This is a genomic window from Fundicoccus ignavus (assembly GCF_009659375.1).
Lineage (GTDB): Bacteria > Bacillota > Bacilli > Lactobacillales > Aerococcaceae > Fundicoccus > Fundicoccus ignavus.
In genome coordinates, this window is the sequence record NZ_WJQT01000028.1 from 1 (window position 1) to 16751 (window position 16751).

The 16751-nt window shown below is 37.9% G+C and carries 12 protein-coding genes; all 12 read left to right on the forward strand.

Annotated elements, in window-relative coordinates:
• Nucleotides 1-946 precede the first annotated feature (946 nt).
• The 12 genes from fadD (at nucleotide 947) to purD (ending at nucleotide 16740) form a co-directional block, all read left to right on the forward strand.
• The gene (gene fadD / locus GF867_RS12445) at nucleotides 947-2473 is read left to right on the forward strand and encodes a long-chain-fatty-acid--CoA ligase FadD (protein WP_153833416.1); all 1527 of its coding nucleotides are present in this window, start codon (nucleotides 947-949) and stop codon (nucleotides 2471-2473) included.
• A gap of 27 nt (nucleotides 2474-2500) precedes the next feature.
• Nucleotides 2501-3706 (forward strand): acyl-CoA dehydrogenase FadE, encoded by a 1206-nt coding sequence (gene fadE, locus GF867_RS12450; RefSeq protein WP_153833417.1) that lies wholly within the window; start codon nucleotides 2501-2503, stop codon nucleotides 3704-3706.
• A gap of 94 nt (nucleotides 3707-3800) precedes the next feature.
• Nucleotides 3801-6056 carry a 3-hydroxyacyl-CoA dehydrogenase/crotonase FadB gene (gene fadB / locus GF867_RS12455; protein ID WP_153833418.1) on the forward strand — a complete coding sequence of 752 codons (2256 nt, stop codon included), beginning with the start codon at nucleotides 3801-3803 and terminating at the stop codon, nucleotides 6054-6056.
• A gap of 31 nt (nucleotides 6057-6087) precedes the next feature.
• On the forward strand, nucleotides 6088-7275 hold the full coding sequence (locus GF867_RS12460; RefSeq protein WP_153833419.1) for a thiolase family protein: 1188 nt from the start codon (nucleotides 6088-6090) through the stop codon (nucleotides 7273-7275).
• A 26-nt stretch (nucleotides 7276-7301) separates the two neighbouring features.
• Nucleotides 7302-8081, forward strand: a complete 780-nt coding sequence (locus GF867_RS12465) for an enoyl-CoA hydratase/isomerase family protein (RefSeq protein ID WP_153833420.1) — start codon at nucleotides 7302-7304, stop codon at nucleotides 8079-8081.
• A 60-nt stretch (nucleotides 8082-8141) separates the two neighbouring features.
• Entirely contained in the window at nucleotides 8142-9101 is a 960-nt protein-coding gene (locus GF867_RS12470) for a LysR family transcriptional regulator (RefSeq protein WP_172974031.1), read from the forward strand.
• Nucleotides 9102-9167: 66 nt separating this feature from the next.
• Nucleotides 9168-10136 carry an NAD(P)H-dependent flavin oxidoreductase gene (locus GF867_RS12475; protein WP_153833422.1) on the forward strand — a complete coding sequence of 323 codons (969 nt, stop codon included), beginning with the start codon at nucleotides 9168-9170 and terminating at the stop codon, nucleotides 10134-10136.
• Nucleotides 10137-10738: 602 nt separating this feature from the next.
• Complete coding sequence (gene purF / locus GF867_RS12480; RefSeq protein ID WP_436718609.1) at nucleotides 10739-12250, forward strand: amidophosphoribosyltransferase; 1512 nt, start codon at nucleotides 10739-10741, stop codon at nucleotides 12248-12250.
• Nucleotides 12243-13283 carry a phosphoribosylformylglycinamidine cyclo-ligase gene (purM, locus tag GF867_RS12485; protein WP_153833423.1) on the forward strand — a complete coding sequence of 347 codons (1041 nt, stop codon included), beginning with the start codon at nucleotides 12243-12245 and terminating at the stop codon, nucleotides 13281-13283. The genes purF and purM overlap by 8 nt, the downstream gene beginning before the upstream one ends.
• Nucleotides 13284-13285: 2 nt before the next feature.
• Nucleotides 13286-13861 carry a phosphoribosylglycinamide formyltransferase gene (purN, locus tag GF867_RS12490; RefSeq protein ID WP_153833424.1) on the forward strand — a complete coding sequence of 192 codons (576 nt, stop codon included), beginning with the start codon at nucleotides 13286-13288 and terminating at the stop codon, nucleotides 13859-13861.
• Entirely contained in the window at nucleotides 13861-15450 is a 1590-nt protein-coding gene (purH, locus tag GF867_RS12495) for a bifunctional phosphoribosylaminoimidazolecarboxamide formyltransferase/IMP cyclohydrolase (RefSeq protein WP_153833425.1), read from the forward strand. The genes purN and purH overlap by 1 nt, the downstream gene beginning before the upstream one ends.
• 21 nt (nucleotides 15451-15471) lie before the next feature.
• A complete protein-coding gene (purD, locus tag GF867_RS12500; RefSeq protein ID WP_153833426.1) occupies nucleotides 15472-16740 on the forward strand; it encodes a phosphoribosylamine--glycine ligase in 1269 nt (422 codons plus the stop codon).
• Nucleotides 16741-16751 lie beyond the last annotated feature (11 nt).

Below are 16751 nucleotides of genomic sequence, written 5' to 3' on the forward strand. Positions count from 1 at the left end.
TTCTTTAGAATCAGCGCGTGAGTGTGGTGCAGAAGGAGACCTTTTCAGTAGGCCTTTTAGGCCAAGGCCGGCAACAGAGGCTTCCAGCCGAAGAGCAAACCACCAGTTCACACTGGTGGTTTTGATTTATAGTATAAGGTTTTATAAGTTTTATGTTGATTTATCAAGCTTTATACTACGTTCAGCTTATTGTTTTCCAAGGCGGTGGTCGCTTTCAAAGCCTCACTAGCGTTCGTGCTTTTCTAGCTCAATCGGCTAAGGTGTGTCTAATTCGCTGCGCTCAAAGTCACACCAAGCTACGCCGATTGCCGCCCTTTGTACCGCTATGGAAAACAATTAGCTGATCTACGTTAAATATTCAAACAAAATTAAAACGATATAATCAATTATACTGCTAAACAGAATTTAAAAACATTGGACTTGTCCGAGGTTTTTTTATAAGGGATTATAAGTTTTATGTTGAATTATCAAGCTTTGTACTACGCACATCTTATTATTTTCCAAGACGGAGGTCGCTTTCAAAGCCTCACGGTTGTGAGGGCTTTTCCAGCTCAATCGGCTAGGCTCTGTCTACTTCGCTTTCTTTATTAATAGTCAGAGCAAGCGACTCTGTTAGTAGCAATGGATTGCCCTTCATACCGCTTTGGAAAATAAGTCGCTGATCTACGCGCATAACATTCTAACAAAAGTATTGAGTGTTATCAGATAAAAACTGCTACACAGAATTTAATGGCCTCGGACAAAGTTCGAGGTTCTCTAATGTCTAAAATACGATCCCAATAAGTAGAGCTTAAACTATCATTAGTCCAAGTAATAATTTGTTCAATAAACACTAATTCGATTTTAGGTATTGTGTGCGTTAAATTATAGTTAGTAAATGACAACGCTTACATCTTCAGCTGGATATTAGTTGTGTTGCTATAACATTTTTAAAGGAGTAGTGAGAATGAATTTCGATTGGATTAAAACTAGAGCAGTATCTCATCCGAACAAAGTTGCAGTCATTGACCCATTAAAAGGAACAGAGTGGACTTATGAACAATTAAACACTCGAGCAGAAAACTTGGCAAACTATTTAACTGAACAAGGTATTAAACAAGGTGACCGTATTGGGGTGTTTGTGCCGAATGATATTGCTGTTATTGATCACTTTCTAGCTTCAATCAAAATGGGAGCAGTTTTTGTACCAATGAACTGGCGTTTGAAGCCGATAGAGATTGCTCGTGTGGTGGAAGATGCTGGGATAGAATTCATCGTTTATGCGACGAACCATTTAGATCGATTATCGGAGGTTGCGTCTGAGTATATTAAATATAATGTCGATGAAGCGGAGTATCAAACAATTGTTGATCCTAATCTACATAAACCATTTAAGAATACGGCCGTCAAACCAGATGATCTAGGGATGCTAATTTATACAAGTGGATCTACTGGCCATCCTAAGGGTGTTATGCATACACATCAATCTTATACAAATAATATTTATAATGAAATATTATCGTGGAATATAACAGATGATTTTGTAACATTTGCTAGTGCGCCAATGTTTCATGTAGTTGGTTTTAATGACGTAGTCCTACCGATGTTGATGATAGGAGGAACTGTCGTAATCGAAAGATACTTCAATCCTCAGACTATCAATGAATGGATTGTAAAATATCGACCAACAATTTTAATCATGATTCCAACGATGTACTATGCAATTATTGCAGATCCTAGATTTAAACCAGAAATGCTAGAGAGTGTGGAGATGTTTGTTGCAGGTGGTTCGCCGCCACTTCCAGCTGTGCAAAAAGTGTTTCAAAAGATGGGTAAAATCATTATCAATGGTTATGGTTTAACTGAAGCACCGTTGTTATCATTTAATAAACAAATGTATGCAGAACAAAGACCTGAAACGATTGGACGCCCGGTGATGAATGTTAAACATAAGATTGTTAATGATCAACTCGAAGAAGTAGAAGTCGGAGAAATTGGTGAATTGCTAGTTTCCGGATTAAACGTAACGACGGGTTATTGGAATCTACCCGAAGAAAATGAAAAGGCTTTCTCTAATGGCTACTTCAGAACGGGAGATTTAGCAGTTGAAAATGAATTTGGAGAATTAACGATTGTCAATCGCTTGAAAGAGTTGATCATTACAGGCGGTGAAAACGTCTTGCCTAGTGAAGTAGAGTCAGTTTTATCTAAACATCCACTGATTCGTACGGCTATTGTATTAGGTTATGATAATCCACAATTTGGCGAGTCGGTTTCTGCGGCGATTATTTTAAATCCTGATGCATTGAATATTGATAATTATGAAGAAGTTTTAAATGAATACATGTTAAAAAATCTTGCTGGTTATAAAACACCTAAATTATATCTTACTTTAGATGAGTTACCACAGAATTCAGTTGGTAAGCCGGATAAATTAGAATTAACTCGCATGATGAATGAAAAAGCTCGAGAACTCTTTACACAAAAAATTTAAAATTGAAAATGAGAGGAAGTATAAGTAATGCAAAATCGTGAAGAAGTATTAAAAGAATTATTCCCAGAGGATGTATTGAAGTTAAGTCGTGATTTAAGTGATGGAGAAGTTGAATTTCTAAGACAAATGGTTGAAATGTTAGAAACTAAATATCGTCCCAATTTAGCTAAGAACTGGGCTAATGCTGAAGTGCCTGAAGGCTTTTTTGAAGATATGGGGAATATTGGCTACTTAACGAATCCATTATTATTCCAAGGACGTGAAGGTAAACAAACGACCAGTCAACTATTCCAATTTTTCTTTGCTTTCACATTGTCACGCTTTGATATCTCCTTGAATACTTTATTAGGTGTTCACTCTGGTTTAGGGTTAAATTCCTTTGTTTTCGGTGGAGACGACCGCCAAAGAAATGAATATGTTCCTAAATTAGCCACGCATCAATTAAGAACGTGCTTTGCCTTAACTGAACCAGAACATGGATCGGATGTTGCTTGGGGCTTAGATACAACTGCGAAAAAAGTTGGGGACAAATGGATATTAAATGGCGCTAAGCGTTGGATTGGTGGGGCTAATGTGGCCGATGTTATTCCAGTTTATGCTCAAGATGTTGAAACCAATAAGCCAAAGTGTTTTATCGTTAAACGTAATCAAACTGGTGTGAAAATTGATGTAATTCAGGACAAAATAGCATTAAAAATTGTTCCTAACTGTAATATTTATTTAGAAGATGTTGAAGTATTAGAAGAAGATCGTTTACAGAATATTAACAGTTTTAAAGATATAGCAAAAGTACTGTTCTCTACGCGTGCAGGTGTTGCGTTTATGGCAACCGGTGCAATGGCTGGAGCATTGCAAGCAACGTTGAAATACGTTAAGCAACGTGATCAATTTGGCAAGAAAATTTCTAGTTATCAACTAGTTCAAGAGAAGTTAGCAATGATGCAAGCGAATGTAGCGAACGCGATGGCTTTATGTGTTCAAATTGCTCGTTTACAAGAAGATGGCGATTATGATGAAGTAGTGACTTCTGTTGGTAAGATGTTGAATGCATTGAGATTGCGTGAAACTGTAGCCATGGGACGAGGCATCTGTGGGGGAAATGGTATCTTGGTTGAAAATGATATCGCAAGATTTTTTGCAGATGCTGAGGCGGTTTACACTTACGAAGGAACGCATGAAATTAATGCCTTAGTAATTGGACGTTCATTAACTGGCCAAGCGGCTTTTAACTAATTAAGAGTGGACAATGAGGCAGAGCATTTTGTGGCATTGCTAATCAAAGTGTTCTGCCTGATTTTATTTTGAATCATATTTTGGAGGGATTTTAATGTTAATCAGAAAAGCAACTGTGCTTGGAGCGGGTGTGATGGGGAGTCAAATCGCGGCTCTATTAGTTAACGCAGGTTTGCAAGTGAAATTATTAGATGTCGTTATTGATGAAACAGATAAAAATAAATTATCAAAAGCAGGATATGACCGTATTATCCATCCCAAGAAAGGGATGTTATATGATGCGAATATGGTTGGTAATTTGTCATATGGTAATTTTACAGAGGATTTAAACGAGTTATCAACTTCTGATTTGTTTATCGAGGCTGTTAAAGAGGATATTCAGATTAAACATGATGTGTGGGATAAAATAGCGAAAATCGCTAAACCTACGGCTATATTGACGACAAATACATCGGGTATACCAATTGAAATGATTGCAAAAGTTTTATCTGATGAAGATAAAGCCCGATTTATTGGTTTCCATTTTTTTAATCCGCCACGTTATATGAAGTTGGTAGAGCTAATTCCAAACAGTCAGACAGACCATGGTGTACTTGAACAATTAAAAACATTTGCAGAGACTACTTTAGGCAAAGGTGTGGTGATTGCGAATGATGTACCGGCTTTTGTAGCGAATAGAACGGGAGTACATGCGATTTCTAATGCGATGTACCTAGGTGAACAAGCAGGGCTTTCTGTATCGGAGGTTGATGCACTGACAGGAAAAGTGATAGGACGCCCAATGGGAACGTATCAGCTATCTGATTTAGTGGGGAATGATATTGGTTTATTTGTAATGAAAGTTTTGATGCAAGACCCTACTGAGCATGCTTATTATAAAATGTCAGAATTGCTTCCAGTGCTTTATGAGAAGGGCGCTTTAGGTAACAAAGTTAAACATGGTTTTTACAAGCGTGAAGGTAGAAAAACACTCGTGTTTGATCCGGAAGTTATGAATTATGCGGATAAACCGAAAGTTGAATTACCCATATTGAAAGAACTAGGTCGAGATTTAGCGAAGAACATGGATGTAATCTTTAACGCATCAGATTCAGCAGGTAAGTTTTTATGGGAAAATTTACGTAATACTTTTTATTATGCGGCACATAATGTACCAAAAGCTACTCAAGATTTTAGAGATATTGACCGTGCGATGGTGTGGGGTTTTAATTGGAAATTAGGACCTTTCCAATTATGGGATTTAATGGGATTTGAAAAAGTTAAAGACAGAATAGCGCAAGAATTGGGTGAGTTACCTAATTGGGTCCAAGAAAGACAAGCGTCATTTTATTCAGAAAATGAGCAATTGGATAATGTTAAGCCAATCTCGGAATTTATTGCTGAAACAATCTGGAATCGTGAAGGGTCAAATTTAAGTGTAACTCACGAGCAACAACTTCTTTTCAAAATTCAAACAACCAATAATACATTGACAGCAGATTTATCGACAGATTTAATTGAAGCAATTGATAAATTAGAGAACGAAGCGTATTCAAGTTTAGTTTTATATTCACCCGGAGCAAATTTTAGCGTAGGGGCAAATTTATTTATGGTTAAAGCTGCAATTGAACAAGGGAAAGTTGATGAACAAATTGAACCTACAATTACGGAATTACACCGCGCGGTGAATCGGATGCGTTATGCTACGAAACCTATTGTAACAGCAGTTCAAGGCCGTGCTTTAGGTGGCGGTGCTGAATTAATACTGGGATCACCTTATGTTGTAGCTGCTGCTGAAAGTTACATTGGTCTGGTTGAGGTAGGTGTCGGTGTGATACCAAGTGGTGGTGGCTTGGCTGAATTAACTGAAAGAGTCATGATGAGTCCAGGTCTAAAAGCAAATCATGTCAAATTAATGGCAGAAGTTGTCACTAGAGTTTCATCTGCTACGGTAGCAATGAATGCATATGAGGCTAGACGTCACTTATACTTGAGAGATACTGATACAATCATTGCAAATTCGGAGCAACGTGTTGAAGTAGCGTTGAAGAAAGCCAAGTTTTTATCAGAAAATAACTACATACCTAGAACATTAGCTACGTTCCCGGCCCTTGGTGAAGACTTCAAAGCAATAGTAGAAGGACAACTTGATGCAATGAGATTGGGGAATTTTATTAGTGATTATGATATGGAACTAGGTTTAGCAATCGCAAGTATTGTTTCGGGTGGAGCTGTACCAGAGGGTGTGTTAATTAATCAGCTTTGGTTGCAAAATTTAGAAAAAGAATATTTTGTTAAATTATCTAAAAATCAGAAAACTTATGAAAGAATTTCTCATATGTTACAAACCGGTAAACCGTTGCGAAATTAATCAGAGATAAGTTTGGAAGGAATGAGTATAAATGCAAGATGCATATATTGTAGCCTACGGTCGTTCTCCAATTGGAAAAGGGAATGGTAGAGGAATTTTTGCCTATGAAAGACCAGATGATGTTGCAGCAGAAGTATTAAAAGGTGTTATTGATCGAGTTGAAGGTAATTTTGATAAAAATTTAATTGAAGATGTTATTGTGGGGTGTGCTTTCCCAGAAGCCGTTCAAGGTTTCAATATTGGGCGAACCATTGCGCTGAGAGCGGGCTTACCTCAAAGTGTTGCAGGTCAAACAGTGAACCGCTATTGTTCATCTGGCTTGCAAACTATTGCGATTGCAGCTAACGCGATAATGGCAGGGCAATCAGAGGTCTTGGTTGCGGGTGGTGTAGAGTTTATGAGTGCCGTTCCGATGGGGGGGAATGAACCGACTAATAATCCGACTTTGCAACAAGAGGATGTTGGAACAGCATATCCTATGGGCTTAACAGCTGAGAATGTAGCGGAAAAATATGGAATCTCACGTGAAGATCAAGACGCATTTGGTGCTCAAAGTCACCAAAGAGCATTTGTTGCACAAAAAGAAGGGCGTCTAGCTGATGAAATTATTCCGATTGAAGTCAAACGAGTGAACTATACATCTAATGGACCTGAAATTTATACAGAATTAATTAAAGACGATGAAGGGATTCGACCGGATTCAAGTCCAGAAACATTAGGTGCTTTACGTACTATTTTTAAAGCAAATGGTTCGGTTACAGCTGGCACGTCGTCTCAAATTAGTGATGGTGCAAGTTTTGCGATTATTATGTCTGGAGATAAGGTGAAAGAACTTGGGATTAAGCCAATTGCTCGATTTGTTGGCTTTAAGGCAGTCGGAGTAGATCCTAAGTTAATGGGAATTGGCCCCGCTTATGCCATTCCAGAAGTCCTTAAATTAACTCAACTTTCAATTGAAGAGATTGATTTATTTGAAGTGAATGAAGCTTTTGCCTCTCAAGCTTTGGCTTCGATGAGAGAGTTAGGGATTAGTACTGAAATTACCAACGTTAATGGTGGTGCGATTGCGTTAGGACATCCTTTAGGGGCATCTGGAGCAATTTTAACTGCTCGATTATTAGCTGAAATGAAGCGTCGTCCAAATAGTCGTTATGGATTAGTGTCAATGTGTATCGGTGTAGGAATGGGTGCAGCCGCTATATTTGAATACATTCATTAAGATTGCTTAGAAATGAGGGATTAAGTATGTATCAAGATATAGTGTATGAAGTCAATCAGGATATTGCGACGATAACCATTAATCGTGCCAATTATGGGAATTCATTTTCTGAATCGACTTATGGTGAAATAGTTGAAGCGATGAAGCAAGTAGATCAGGATCCACACGTTAAAGTCGCAATCATTACTGGGGCAGGGAAAAATTTCTGTGCTGGTGGGGATATACAATTATTTCAAGAACTCATTGCAAGTGAACGTTATATTGCTGAAGAAGACGTATTGATGACGGGGGAAATGGTTCGTAGTGTGAAAATGTGCCGAAAACCTGTAATATCAGTGGTTAATGGGGTTGCAGCTGGTGCAGGTTTCGGCTTAGTGTTGGCTTGCGATTTTATTGTAATGAGTCATTCTAGTCGCTTGTTAACTGCATTTATTGATATGGCGTTCCCAGGAGATACAATATTGCTTTACAATTTGCAAACTGCAATTGGAAGCCAACGCACAATTCGTCATATGATGTTAAATGAACCAATCGATGCAGAATTAGCATTAGAATATGGCCTTGCCTATCAGGTGGTCGCAGAAAATGACTTGATGACAAGTGGATTTAAGCTGGCTAAGACATTGGCCACAAAATCAAGTCAAGCTTTAGGCTATCAAAAGGAATTATTTGCAGCGATTCAATATCCGGAAGCGGAACGAATCAATAAAATGGAAGCTATTTTTATGAGACAAAGCTCAATGGGAGAGGATCATCAAGAAGCAGTGACTAGTTTTTTGAAAAAGGGCAGTCTAAAAGCGAGATAATCATATTTGTGATAAAATAGTGATGTAATGAACAATTATGAAAGGAGTCGTTACTTCACTATGATGGACAATAATCAGATACAGTATTTAATTGAAATTGTAAATTCGAATTTTCATTTAACAACAGCAGCCAAAAAACTATATGTTACTCAATCAGCACTAAGTCAGTTTATTAAGAAGTTTGAGTTGGAACAAGGTTTCGAGATGTTTTCTCGTCGCAATGGCAGGATTGTTGGTTTAACAGCTTCAGGAATGAGGGTGTATCAAGCTGCAAAAATCGCCGCTGAAAAATTATATCTTTTGTCAGATGTGATAGAAAATGAATCTGCTTATCAGAAAGGGATGGTGCGAATCGGTATTCATCCAACCATCTTAAGGTTATTCTTTCGGAAATTTATACCACAATTTATGTTGGATCATTCAGATGCGCACATTGAAATCGTAGAGGCGGGCACCGTAGAATTACGCGAAATGTTGCTGAACGAAACAATCCATATGGCGTTACTGGTGGATCCAACTGAATTAGATAAGGATAAATATGAAGAATACCAATTGATAAGAACTGAAGTTGCAGCTTTTATGAATCCAAATCATCCTTTAAGTAAAAAAAGAATTTTAAATTGGAATTTACTCGAGAATTATCCATATGTGACCTATAACAACAAAGATAGTGTTCATCATTTGGTCAAACAAAAACTAAATGATTATAATGTGGGGAATAAATTTTTATTCACGTCGAGTTCTTGGGATTACATGATTGAATCGGCAGCTCAAACTGAGATTGTAGCAATCTTACCGACAGTATACTTTACAATCTTTAAAGAAAGACTAGAGCATATAGGTGTAATTGAAAAACGCTTCGAAGACCCAGTGCCGTATGTATCGATGCTGGTTCGCCCCCTTAAGAAGCATTATTCTAAAGTAGAAAACTTTGTGTTTAATTCGATATTGGAGTATTTTTACTCCGATGATTATACTTTAAAATATGATTTTAGAAGCGGTATTGAATTAGACCAATAAGTTTATTACTTTGCATGGCAGTTGTCTAAATGATATTCACAATTAAGTTAAGGAAGAAGTGAAAAAATGAAAACAAGAGTCACTGAATTACTTGGCATTGATTACCCAATTATACAAGGAGCCATGCAATATATGTCTTTAGCTGAATTAGCAGCAGCAGTTTCGAATGCTGGTGGATTAGGCATTGTTCCGGCAATGGCATTTCAAACAACTGATGACTTGCGTCAAGAGATAAATAAAATGAAAGCCCTAACGACGAAACCTTTTGGCTTTAATATTTCCTTGGTTCCTGAAGTCGTTATCCCAGAACTTATATTTGACTACATTCAAGTTTTGATTGAAGAAGGGGTACAAATAGTTGAAACTTCGGGACAAAGACCAGCAGAATTTATTAAGCCACTAAAAGATGCGGGCATTAAAGTTATTCATAAAGTTACGACTGTTCGTCATGCTAAGGCCGCAGAAGCTGATGGAGCAGATATTATTTCGGTTATTGGAATGGAAGGGGGAGGTCATCCTGGATCGTCTCAAGTTGCAGGGCAAATATTATGGGCAAAGGCTGCGGAGGAACTATCCGTACCAGTGCTTGCAGGCGGTGGCATAGTAGATGGAAAAGGAATTTATGCTGCGTTAGCTTTAGGTGTTGATGGAGTGTTGATGTCTACACGATTTGCTGCAACTCCAGAAGTGAATGCATCAGATGCTTACCGCGAGGCGGTACTGTCTGTACCAGAATATGGTACCGTTTTAACGATGACTAGCTTAAATAATGCTATGAGAGTGGCGAATAATGCCAGAGCGCAAGAAATTTTAAAAGCTGAGGCTGAAGGTGCAACGATTAAGGAATTGATGCCACTTATTTCAGGGAAATCTAACTTTGAAGCGATGATGGGCGGACGTTTAGATGAAGCGCAGTTAAGTGTAGGACAAGGTATTGGGCGAATTGATAAAATTCAAACAGTGTCAGAAATTTTTGAAGAAATTAAACAAGACTTTCTATATGTTCATCATCGTATGAATGTACTATTAAGCTAATAGATAGAGCCTTCTTTTACTAGTGAAGTAAAAGAAGGCTTTTTCATATTTTGAGGGTGATAAGTATTATGTTGATTTACCAAGCTTTGTATTTTGCCCAATTGTTTGTTTTCCAAGGTAGTGGCCGCTTTCAAAACCTCAAGCTTGTGAGGACTTTTCTAGATCAATTAGCTAGGCTCGGTTTGATTCACTATGCTACGCTCTATGGATTAAAAAGAATTATCGAAGAGTAGGGGCGAGATTTCATGTCGTAGTTCAGAAAATTCAATTCAATGTTCAAACTCGCTATTTGAGTTTACACATTGTTGGCTTCAATCATCAATCTCAGACGCTAGTTATCACATTGAATGAGAAACATCACTTGTTGGGCGATGGCCAATTCATTTTATCTTTTTGAACATATAGAGTAATAAAAAAAGTTCGTATTTTTTTTAGAATAAAGCCTTTGTCAAACGTGAGATTTCGGTAAAATTTTCTATTAAACACGAACGTTAACTTAGTTAAATGTTGTTCGGTTCGTTTTTACATTGTTTAATCTTACTAAAATCGTTATGTTAGATATAAAGATATAGCTAATCCGAAAAAAATTTAGGAGTGACAATGTGAAAGGTAAGGTGGGGAGTATCAGTTCAGCAAGTAGACAAAATCGGGGGATTGACAGTGTCGTTGAGTCCGGTGGCTTGTTTGGTGTTTGGAATCATCCAAATGCGAATCAAATGGCTTACTTTGGCTTACATGCATTACAACATCGAGGACAAACGAGTGCTGGAATTGTGACATCAGATGGAGAAAACTTTAAGAGTCATCGTGGTTATGGTTTATTGAATCATGTTTTTTCATCGGTCGAAAAATTAGACAATTTAGTCGGCCAGAGTGCAATTGGTCAAGTGCGTTCAGCAACTCAAGCAGATCAAGCAGATGATTCTAATATTCAGCCATTATTGTTTCATTTCAATAATCAGTCTATTTCTATTAGTCATAATGGTAATTTAACAGAAGCTTTATCACTAAGGGACAAACTTGAAAATGATGGTGCGGTATTTTCATCAAATTCAGCTGCAGAACTTTTAATTCATTTATTGAGACGCGCGAAAGCTGATAGCTTTCAAGAGGCTTTTGAATTGTCGTTAAAACAGTTAAAAGGTGGTTTCAACTTTTGTTTGTTAACAAATGAAGGCCTGTATGGAGCAGTAGATCGTAATGGTTTTCGACCATTAATCGTTGGACAATTCGCAAATGGATCTTATTTATTAGCCAGTGAAACATGTGTGTTATCAAGTATTGGTGCAAATTATGTAACTGAGTTATCTGCCGGAGAATATGTTGTCATCAATGATGAAGGCTATCAAATTTTTCAATATGCTGAAGATATCCAAATATCAGTCGAACCAATGGAATTTATTTATTTTTCTCGTCCAGATTCAGATATTGCAGGAGTGAACGTGCATGCAGCTAGAAAGCGTATGGGGGATCGTTTAGCAAAAGAACATCCAGCTCCAACTGCAGATATTGTCATAGGCGTCCCTAACTCCTCTTTATCTGCAGCTAGTGGTTATGCGGAAGCACATGGCCTCCCGTATGAAATTGGACTGATTAAACATCAGTATATTGGACGAACATTTATTCAACCCACACAAGCATTAAGAGAACAGGGTGTGAAATATAAATTATCCGCAGTTGAAAGTTTAATTAAAGACCGTGAAATTGTATTAGTCGATGATTCAATTGTGCGTGGGACCACTGTTAAGCACTTAATCAAAATGTTGCAAGACAGTGGCGCTAAAGCGATTCACTTAAGAATTGCGAGTCCGCCGATTCGTTTTCCTAATTACTACGGTGTTAATACAACCCATACTAGTGAATTATTTGCAGCTAACTATACAACAGCAGAACTGAACGAGCTGTTTGGCAGTGATTCATTAGGCTTCCTTTCAGTTGATGGTTTAGTGGAGAGTATTGCACTTCCATTTGTTGATACACCCAATCGTGGAATTAGCTTAGATGCTTACACAGGAATCTATCCTGCTGATATTGGTGACTATCGAGAAGAGTTCGAAAGTAGTTTAACAGCTTTACAGAAAAATATATTAAAAGGAGAATGTTGTGATGTCTAATGCTTACCAACAATCTGGAGTGGATATTGAGAAAGGTTATGAAGCAGTCAATCGGATGAAAAAGCACGTTGGAAGAACGATGCGACCAGAAGTGATGAATCAATTAGGAAGTTTTGGCGCACTGTTTCGATTAAATAATCAAGCCTTTGAGCAACCAGTTTTAGTTAGTGGTACGGATGGTGTTGGAACAAAAGTGTTATTAGCGCAAGCAAGTGGACGTCTTGATACGATTGGTATAGATTGTGTGGCAATGTGCGTGAATGATATTCTAGCTCAAGGTGCACAACCATTATTTTTCTTAGATTACCTAGCAGTCGGAACCGCTGAACCAGAAAAAATTGAAGCGATTGTTGCGGGAGTTGCTGAAGGCTGTGTTCAAGCCGGTGCTGCTTTAGTTGGTGGTGAAACGGCAGAAATGCCTGATTTATACGCTCAAGATGAGTTTGATTTAGCTGGTTTTTGTGTTGGTGTTGCCGATGAAAAAAACATTTTAGATGGTACTCAAGTTTCTGAAGGAGATTTATTAATCGGTTTACCAAGTTCAGGCATTCATTCGAATGGTTATTCGTTAGTTAGAAAGTTATTTTTCAAAGATAATCATTATGACTTTGAACATGTCCTATCTGACGGACAAACATTACTCGATCATTTATTAACACCTACACGCATTTACGTTCAAGAGGTATTACCTTTGGTTGAGAAACAATTAGTCAAAGGTTTGGCACATATTACAGGTGGTGGCTTTTATGAAAATGTACCACGAATGTTTAATAAACCTTTAACTGCTGTAATAGATACTCAAGCTTGGGAAACGCCACTTATTTTCCAAGAATTACAGAACTTAGGGAAGATAACGTTTGATGAAATGTTTAACATTTTTAATATGGGGATGGGAATGGTTATGGCAGTATCACCTGAGAATAGTGAAGCTGTTCTAAGTCAATTACCAGGTGCAGTTGTGATAGGCAAAATGGCCAAACAAACAACCAATGATGAAGTAGTTCATTTATTAATCAAAGAAGAAGAGGCTTAATGATGAGGTTAGCATTTTTTGCATCGGGAACAGGTAGTAATGTGCAAGCCATTTTAAATGCAATCGAAGTTGGAAACCTAGAAGCAGAACCGGTTTGCTTATTTTGTGATCAACTTGGTGCAGGGGTTCTTGAAAAAGCTGAAAAAGCTAATTTGCCTTACTTAGTTTTAAGACCTAAGGATTGCATGAGTCGTTTAGCTTGGGAAGAGGCGATTCTTGATTTTCTAGCTGAACATCAAGTGGATTTAATAATATTGGCAGGTTTCATGCGGATTATAAGTACGACGATTCTAACCAAATATGAGAAAAGAGTGCTGAATATCCATCCCTCTTTACTTCCTCAGTTTCCAGGAAGACATGGTATTCGCGATGCGTTTGAAGCGAAGGTCGAACGAACTGGTGTTACAATTCACTATGTAGACGAAGGCATCGATACAGGCGAAATAGTTGCTCAAGAGTCGATTGAAATTGAATCAAATTGGACATTAGCAGATTTAGAAAAAGCTATACATCAAATAGAACATCGTTTATATCCAGCTACAATTCAAATGCTGGTTGAGAAAGGACAGGAAAACTAATGACACAATATGCATTGTTAAGTGTATCAGATAAGACGAATATTTTAGAGGTTGCTAAAGCATTAACAGATCGTGGAATTAAGTTGCTTTCGACAGGAGGAACGTATCAAGTAATTGAAGCATCTGGTTTGCCAGTTGAATCAGTGGATCACTATACTGGATTTCCAGAAATGATGAATGGTCGCGTAAAAACACTTCATCCAAAAATTCATGGAGGTTTGCTGGGCTTAAGACAAAATCCGGATCATGTTGCTGCGATGGATACACATCGTATTCGCCCAATTGATTTTGTGATTGTGAATTTATATCCGTTTAAAGAAACAATTTCAAAAGAAGGTGTTACTTTAGCAGAAGCAATTGAGAATATCGATATCGGTGGACCATCAATGTTAAGAAGTGCCGCTAAAAACTATCAGGATGTTACGGTTGTGACGGATCCAGCTGACTATGAAACATTTATACAACAATTACAAACTTCAGGTGAAACTACCGCTGAATTCCGTGAGTATCTAGCAAGAAAAGTGTTTCAATTGACATCTCATTATGATGCTCTAATTGCTGGATACCTTGCTCAATTACAAGTAGCAGACAATTTTGAAGCACATGATTGGGATCACAAAACATTAACATTCGTTGATGAGACTTCATTGCGTTACGGTGAGAACGGCCATCAAAAAGCGAGCTTCTTAAAAGAGACTAATCCACCGGCTTATTCAATTGGAGCGGCAAAACAATTAAACGGAAAAGAATTATCTTACAATAATTTGAAAGATGCTGATGCAGCGATAAAAATCGCGCGTGAGTTTAAAGAACCAGTTGCGGTTGCTTTAAAACATATGAATCCTTGTGGAGTAGCAATTGCAGAAGATATTGAAACAGCATTTGATCGTTGCTATCAGGCAGATCCAGTTTCAATCTATGGCGGGATTGTCGTTGTAAACCGTCCAGTAAGTTTAGCACTTGCAGAAGCTTTCTCTCCAATATTCTTAGAAATTATTATTGCACCAAGCTTTGATGATGATGCATTAGCACGTCTACAACGTAAAAAGAACTTACGTCTGTTAACCGTTGATTTTTCAGCATCAGATGAAAGCTATCAGCAAGAGTTTGTATCTGTTTCGGGCGGTTTATTAATTCAAGATGCAGACTATTCAGAAGAATTAGTGTCAGAGACTCCAACAGAACTTCCAGCAGCATGGAAACTAGTGACGGATAATCAACCGAGCGAAAAAGAAATTGCTGCGATGAACTTTGGTATGAGAATCGTTAAACATGTTAAGAGTAACGCTATCATTATTACCAATGAATACATGACATTAGGTATCGGCGCAGGTCAAATGAATCGTGTCGGAGCAGCTGAGATTGCTTTAGATCAAGCAGAAGCTAAAGACGAAGCTTTACGTCAGACTTATGTAATGGCGAGTGATGCTTTCTTACCAATGGCAGATACTGCTGAGTTAGCTTATCAAAGAGGTGTTTCAGCGATTGTACAACCGGGTGGATCAATTCATGATGATGCGTCAATTGAAAAATGTAACGAACATAATTTATCAATGGTAATGACGGGGATTCGTCATTTTAGACATTAAGAGAAAGGCGGCTTGCATTCAATGAATCATAAAGTGCTAATTATTGGAGCGGGTGGACGTGAACATGCAATCGCTAGAGCATTTGCTAATAGTCCTAAAGTAGAAAGAGTTTTCGTTGCACCAGGTAATCCAGGTATGGAGCGTGATGAAGTATTAGATCAAGCACCTATTGAGTGTGTAGATTTAGAAGTGACAGCAATAGCAGCACTCGTTGAGTTTGCTGAAACAAATAATATCTCGGTTACATTTGTTGGGCCAGAGCAACCATTAGAATTAGGAATTGTTGATGAATTTAGACAACGAAACTTAGCGATTGTTGGACCAACCAAAGTTGGCGCTCAGTTAGAAAATTCTAAATGGTTCGCTAAAAACATCATGGGTGAAGCTCAAGTTAAGACAGCACAATGCCAATTCTTTGAATTTGAACAATTTGAAGCCGCGTTAGCATATTGCCATACCATCGGCTTACCATTTGTAATGAAAGTAGATGGTCTGATGGCGGGTAAGGGTGTTATTATTCCAGAAACGATGGCGGAAGCTGAAGCGGCTTTAATTGAGATTATGCAAACCATGCAGAAAAATCTATTAATTGAAGAGTTCATGGTCGGTGTTGAGTTTTCACACTTCAGTTTAGTGAACGAAGATCATATTATTTCATTAGGAAATGCCTGCGACTATAAACGTGTTGGTGATAACGATCAAGGTCTAAATACCGGCGGAATGGGTGCCTTTGCTCCGGTTCCCTGGGTGGATGATCAACTAAATCAACAAATTATAGATGAAATCGTGAGACCAGTTGCTAAGCAAATGGTGGCTAATGGTACTCCGTTTACAGGAATACTTTATACGGGTGTCATTTTAACTTCTGATGGACCTAAAGTAGTGGAATTTAATACACGTTTAGGTGACCCAGAGACACAGATATTACTACCGCTTTTAGCGACAGACTTTTATGATGTAATCGAAGCACATTTATCTAAGACAACGATTCAGATTGCTTATGAACAACAATCAAGCTTAGGCATTGTATTAGCAGCAGAAGGTTATCCTGGACCTTGTCAAACAAATATTGCTTTGGATAATACAGATATGTTGCAAGCAAATGTTTTATATGCAGGTGTTGGTGGAACTAAAAAAAGTTTATATTCGACGGGTGGAAGAATTTTGATGATGACAGCCCAAGCGGCTACCTTAACTGATGCTAGGAATAAAGCGTATCAATTAATGAATCAACTGGCAATTCCACAAACATTCTATCGTAAGGATATTGGCTTGAATCGAGACAAATAGGAGGGATAGTG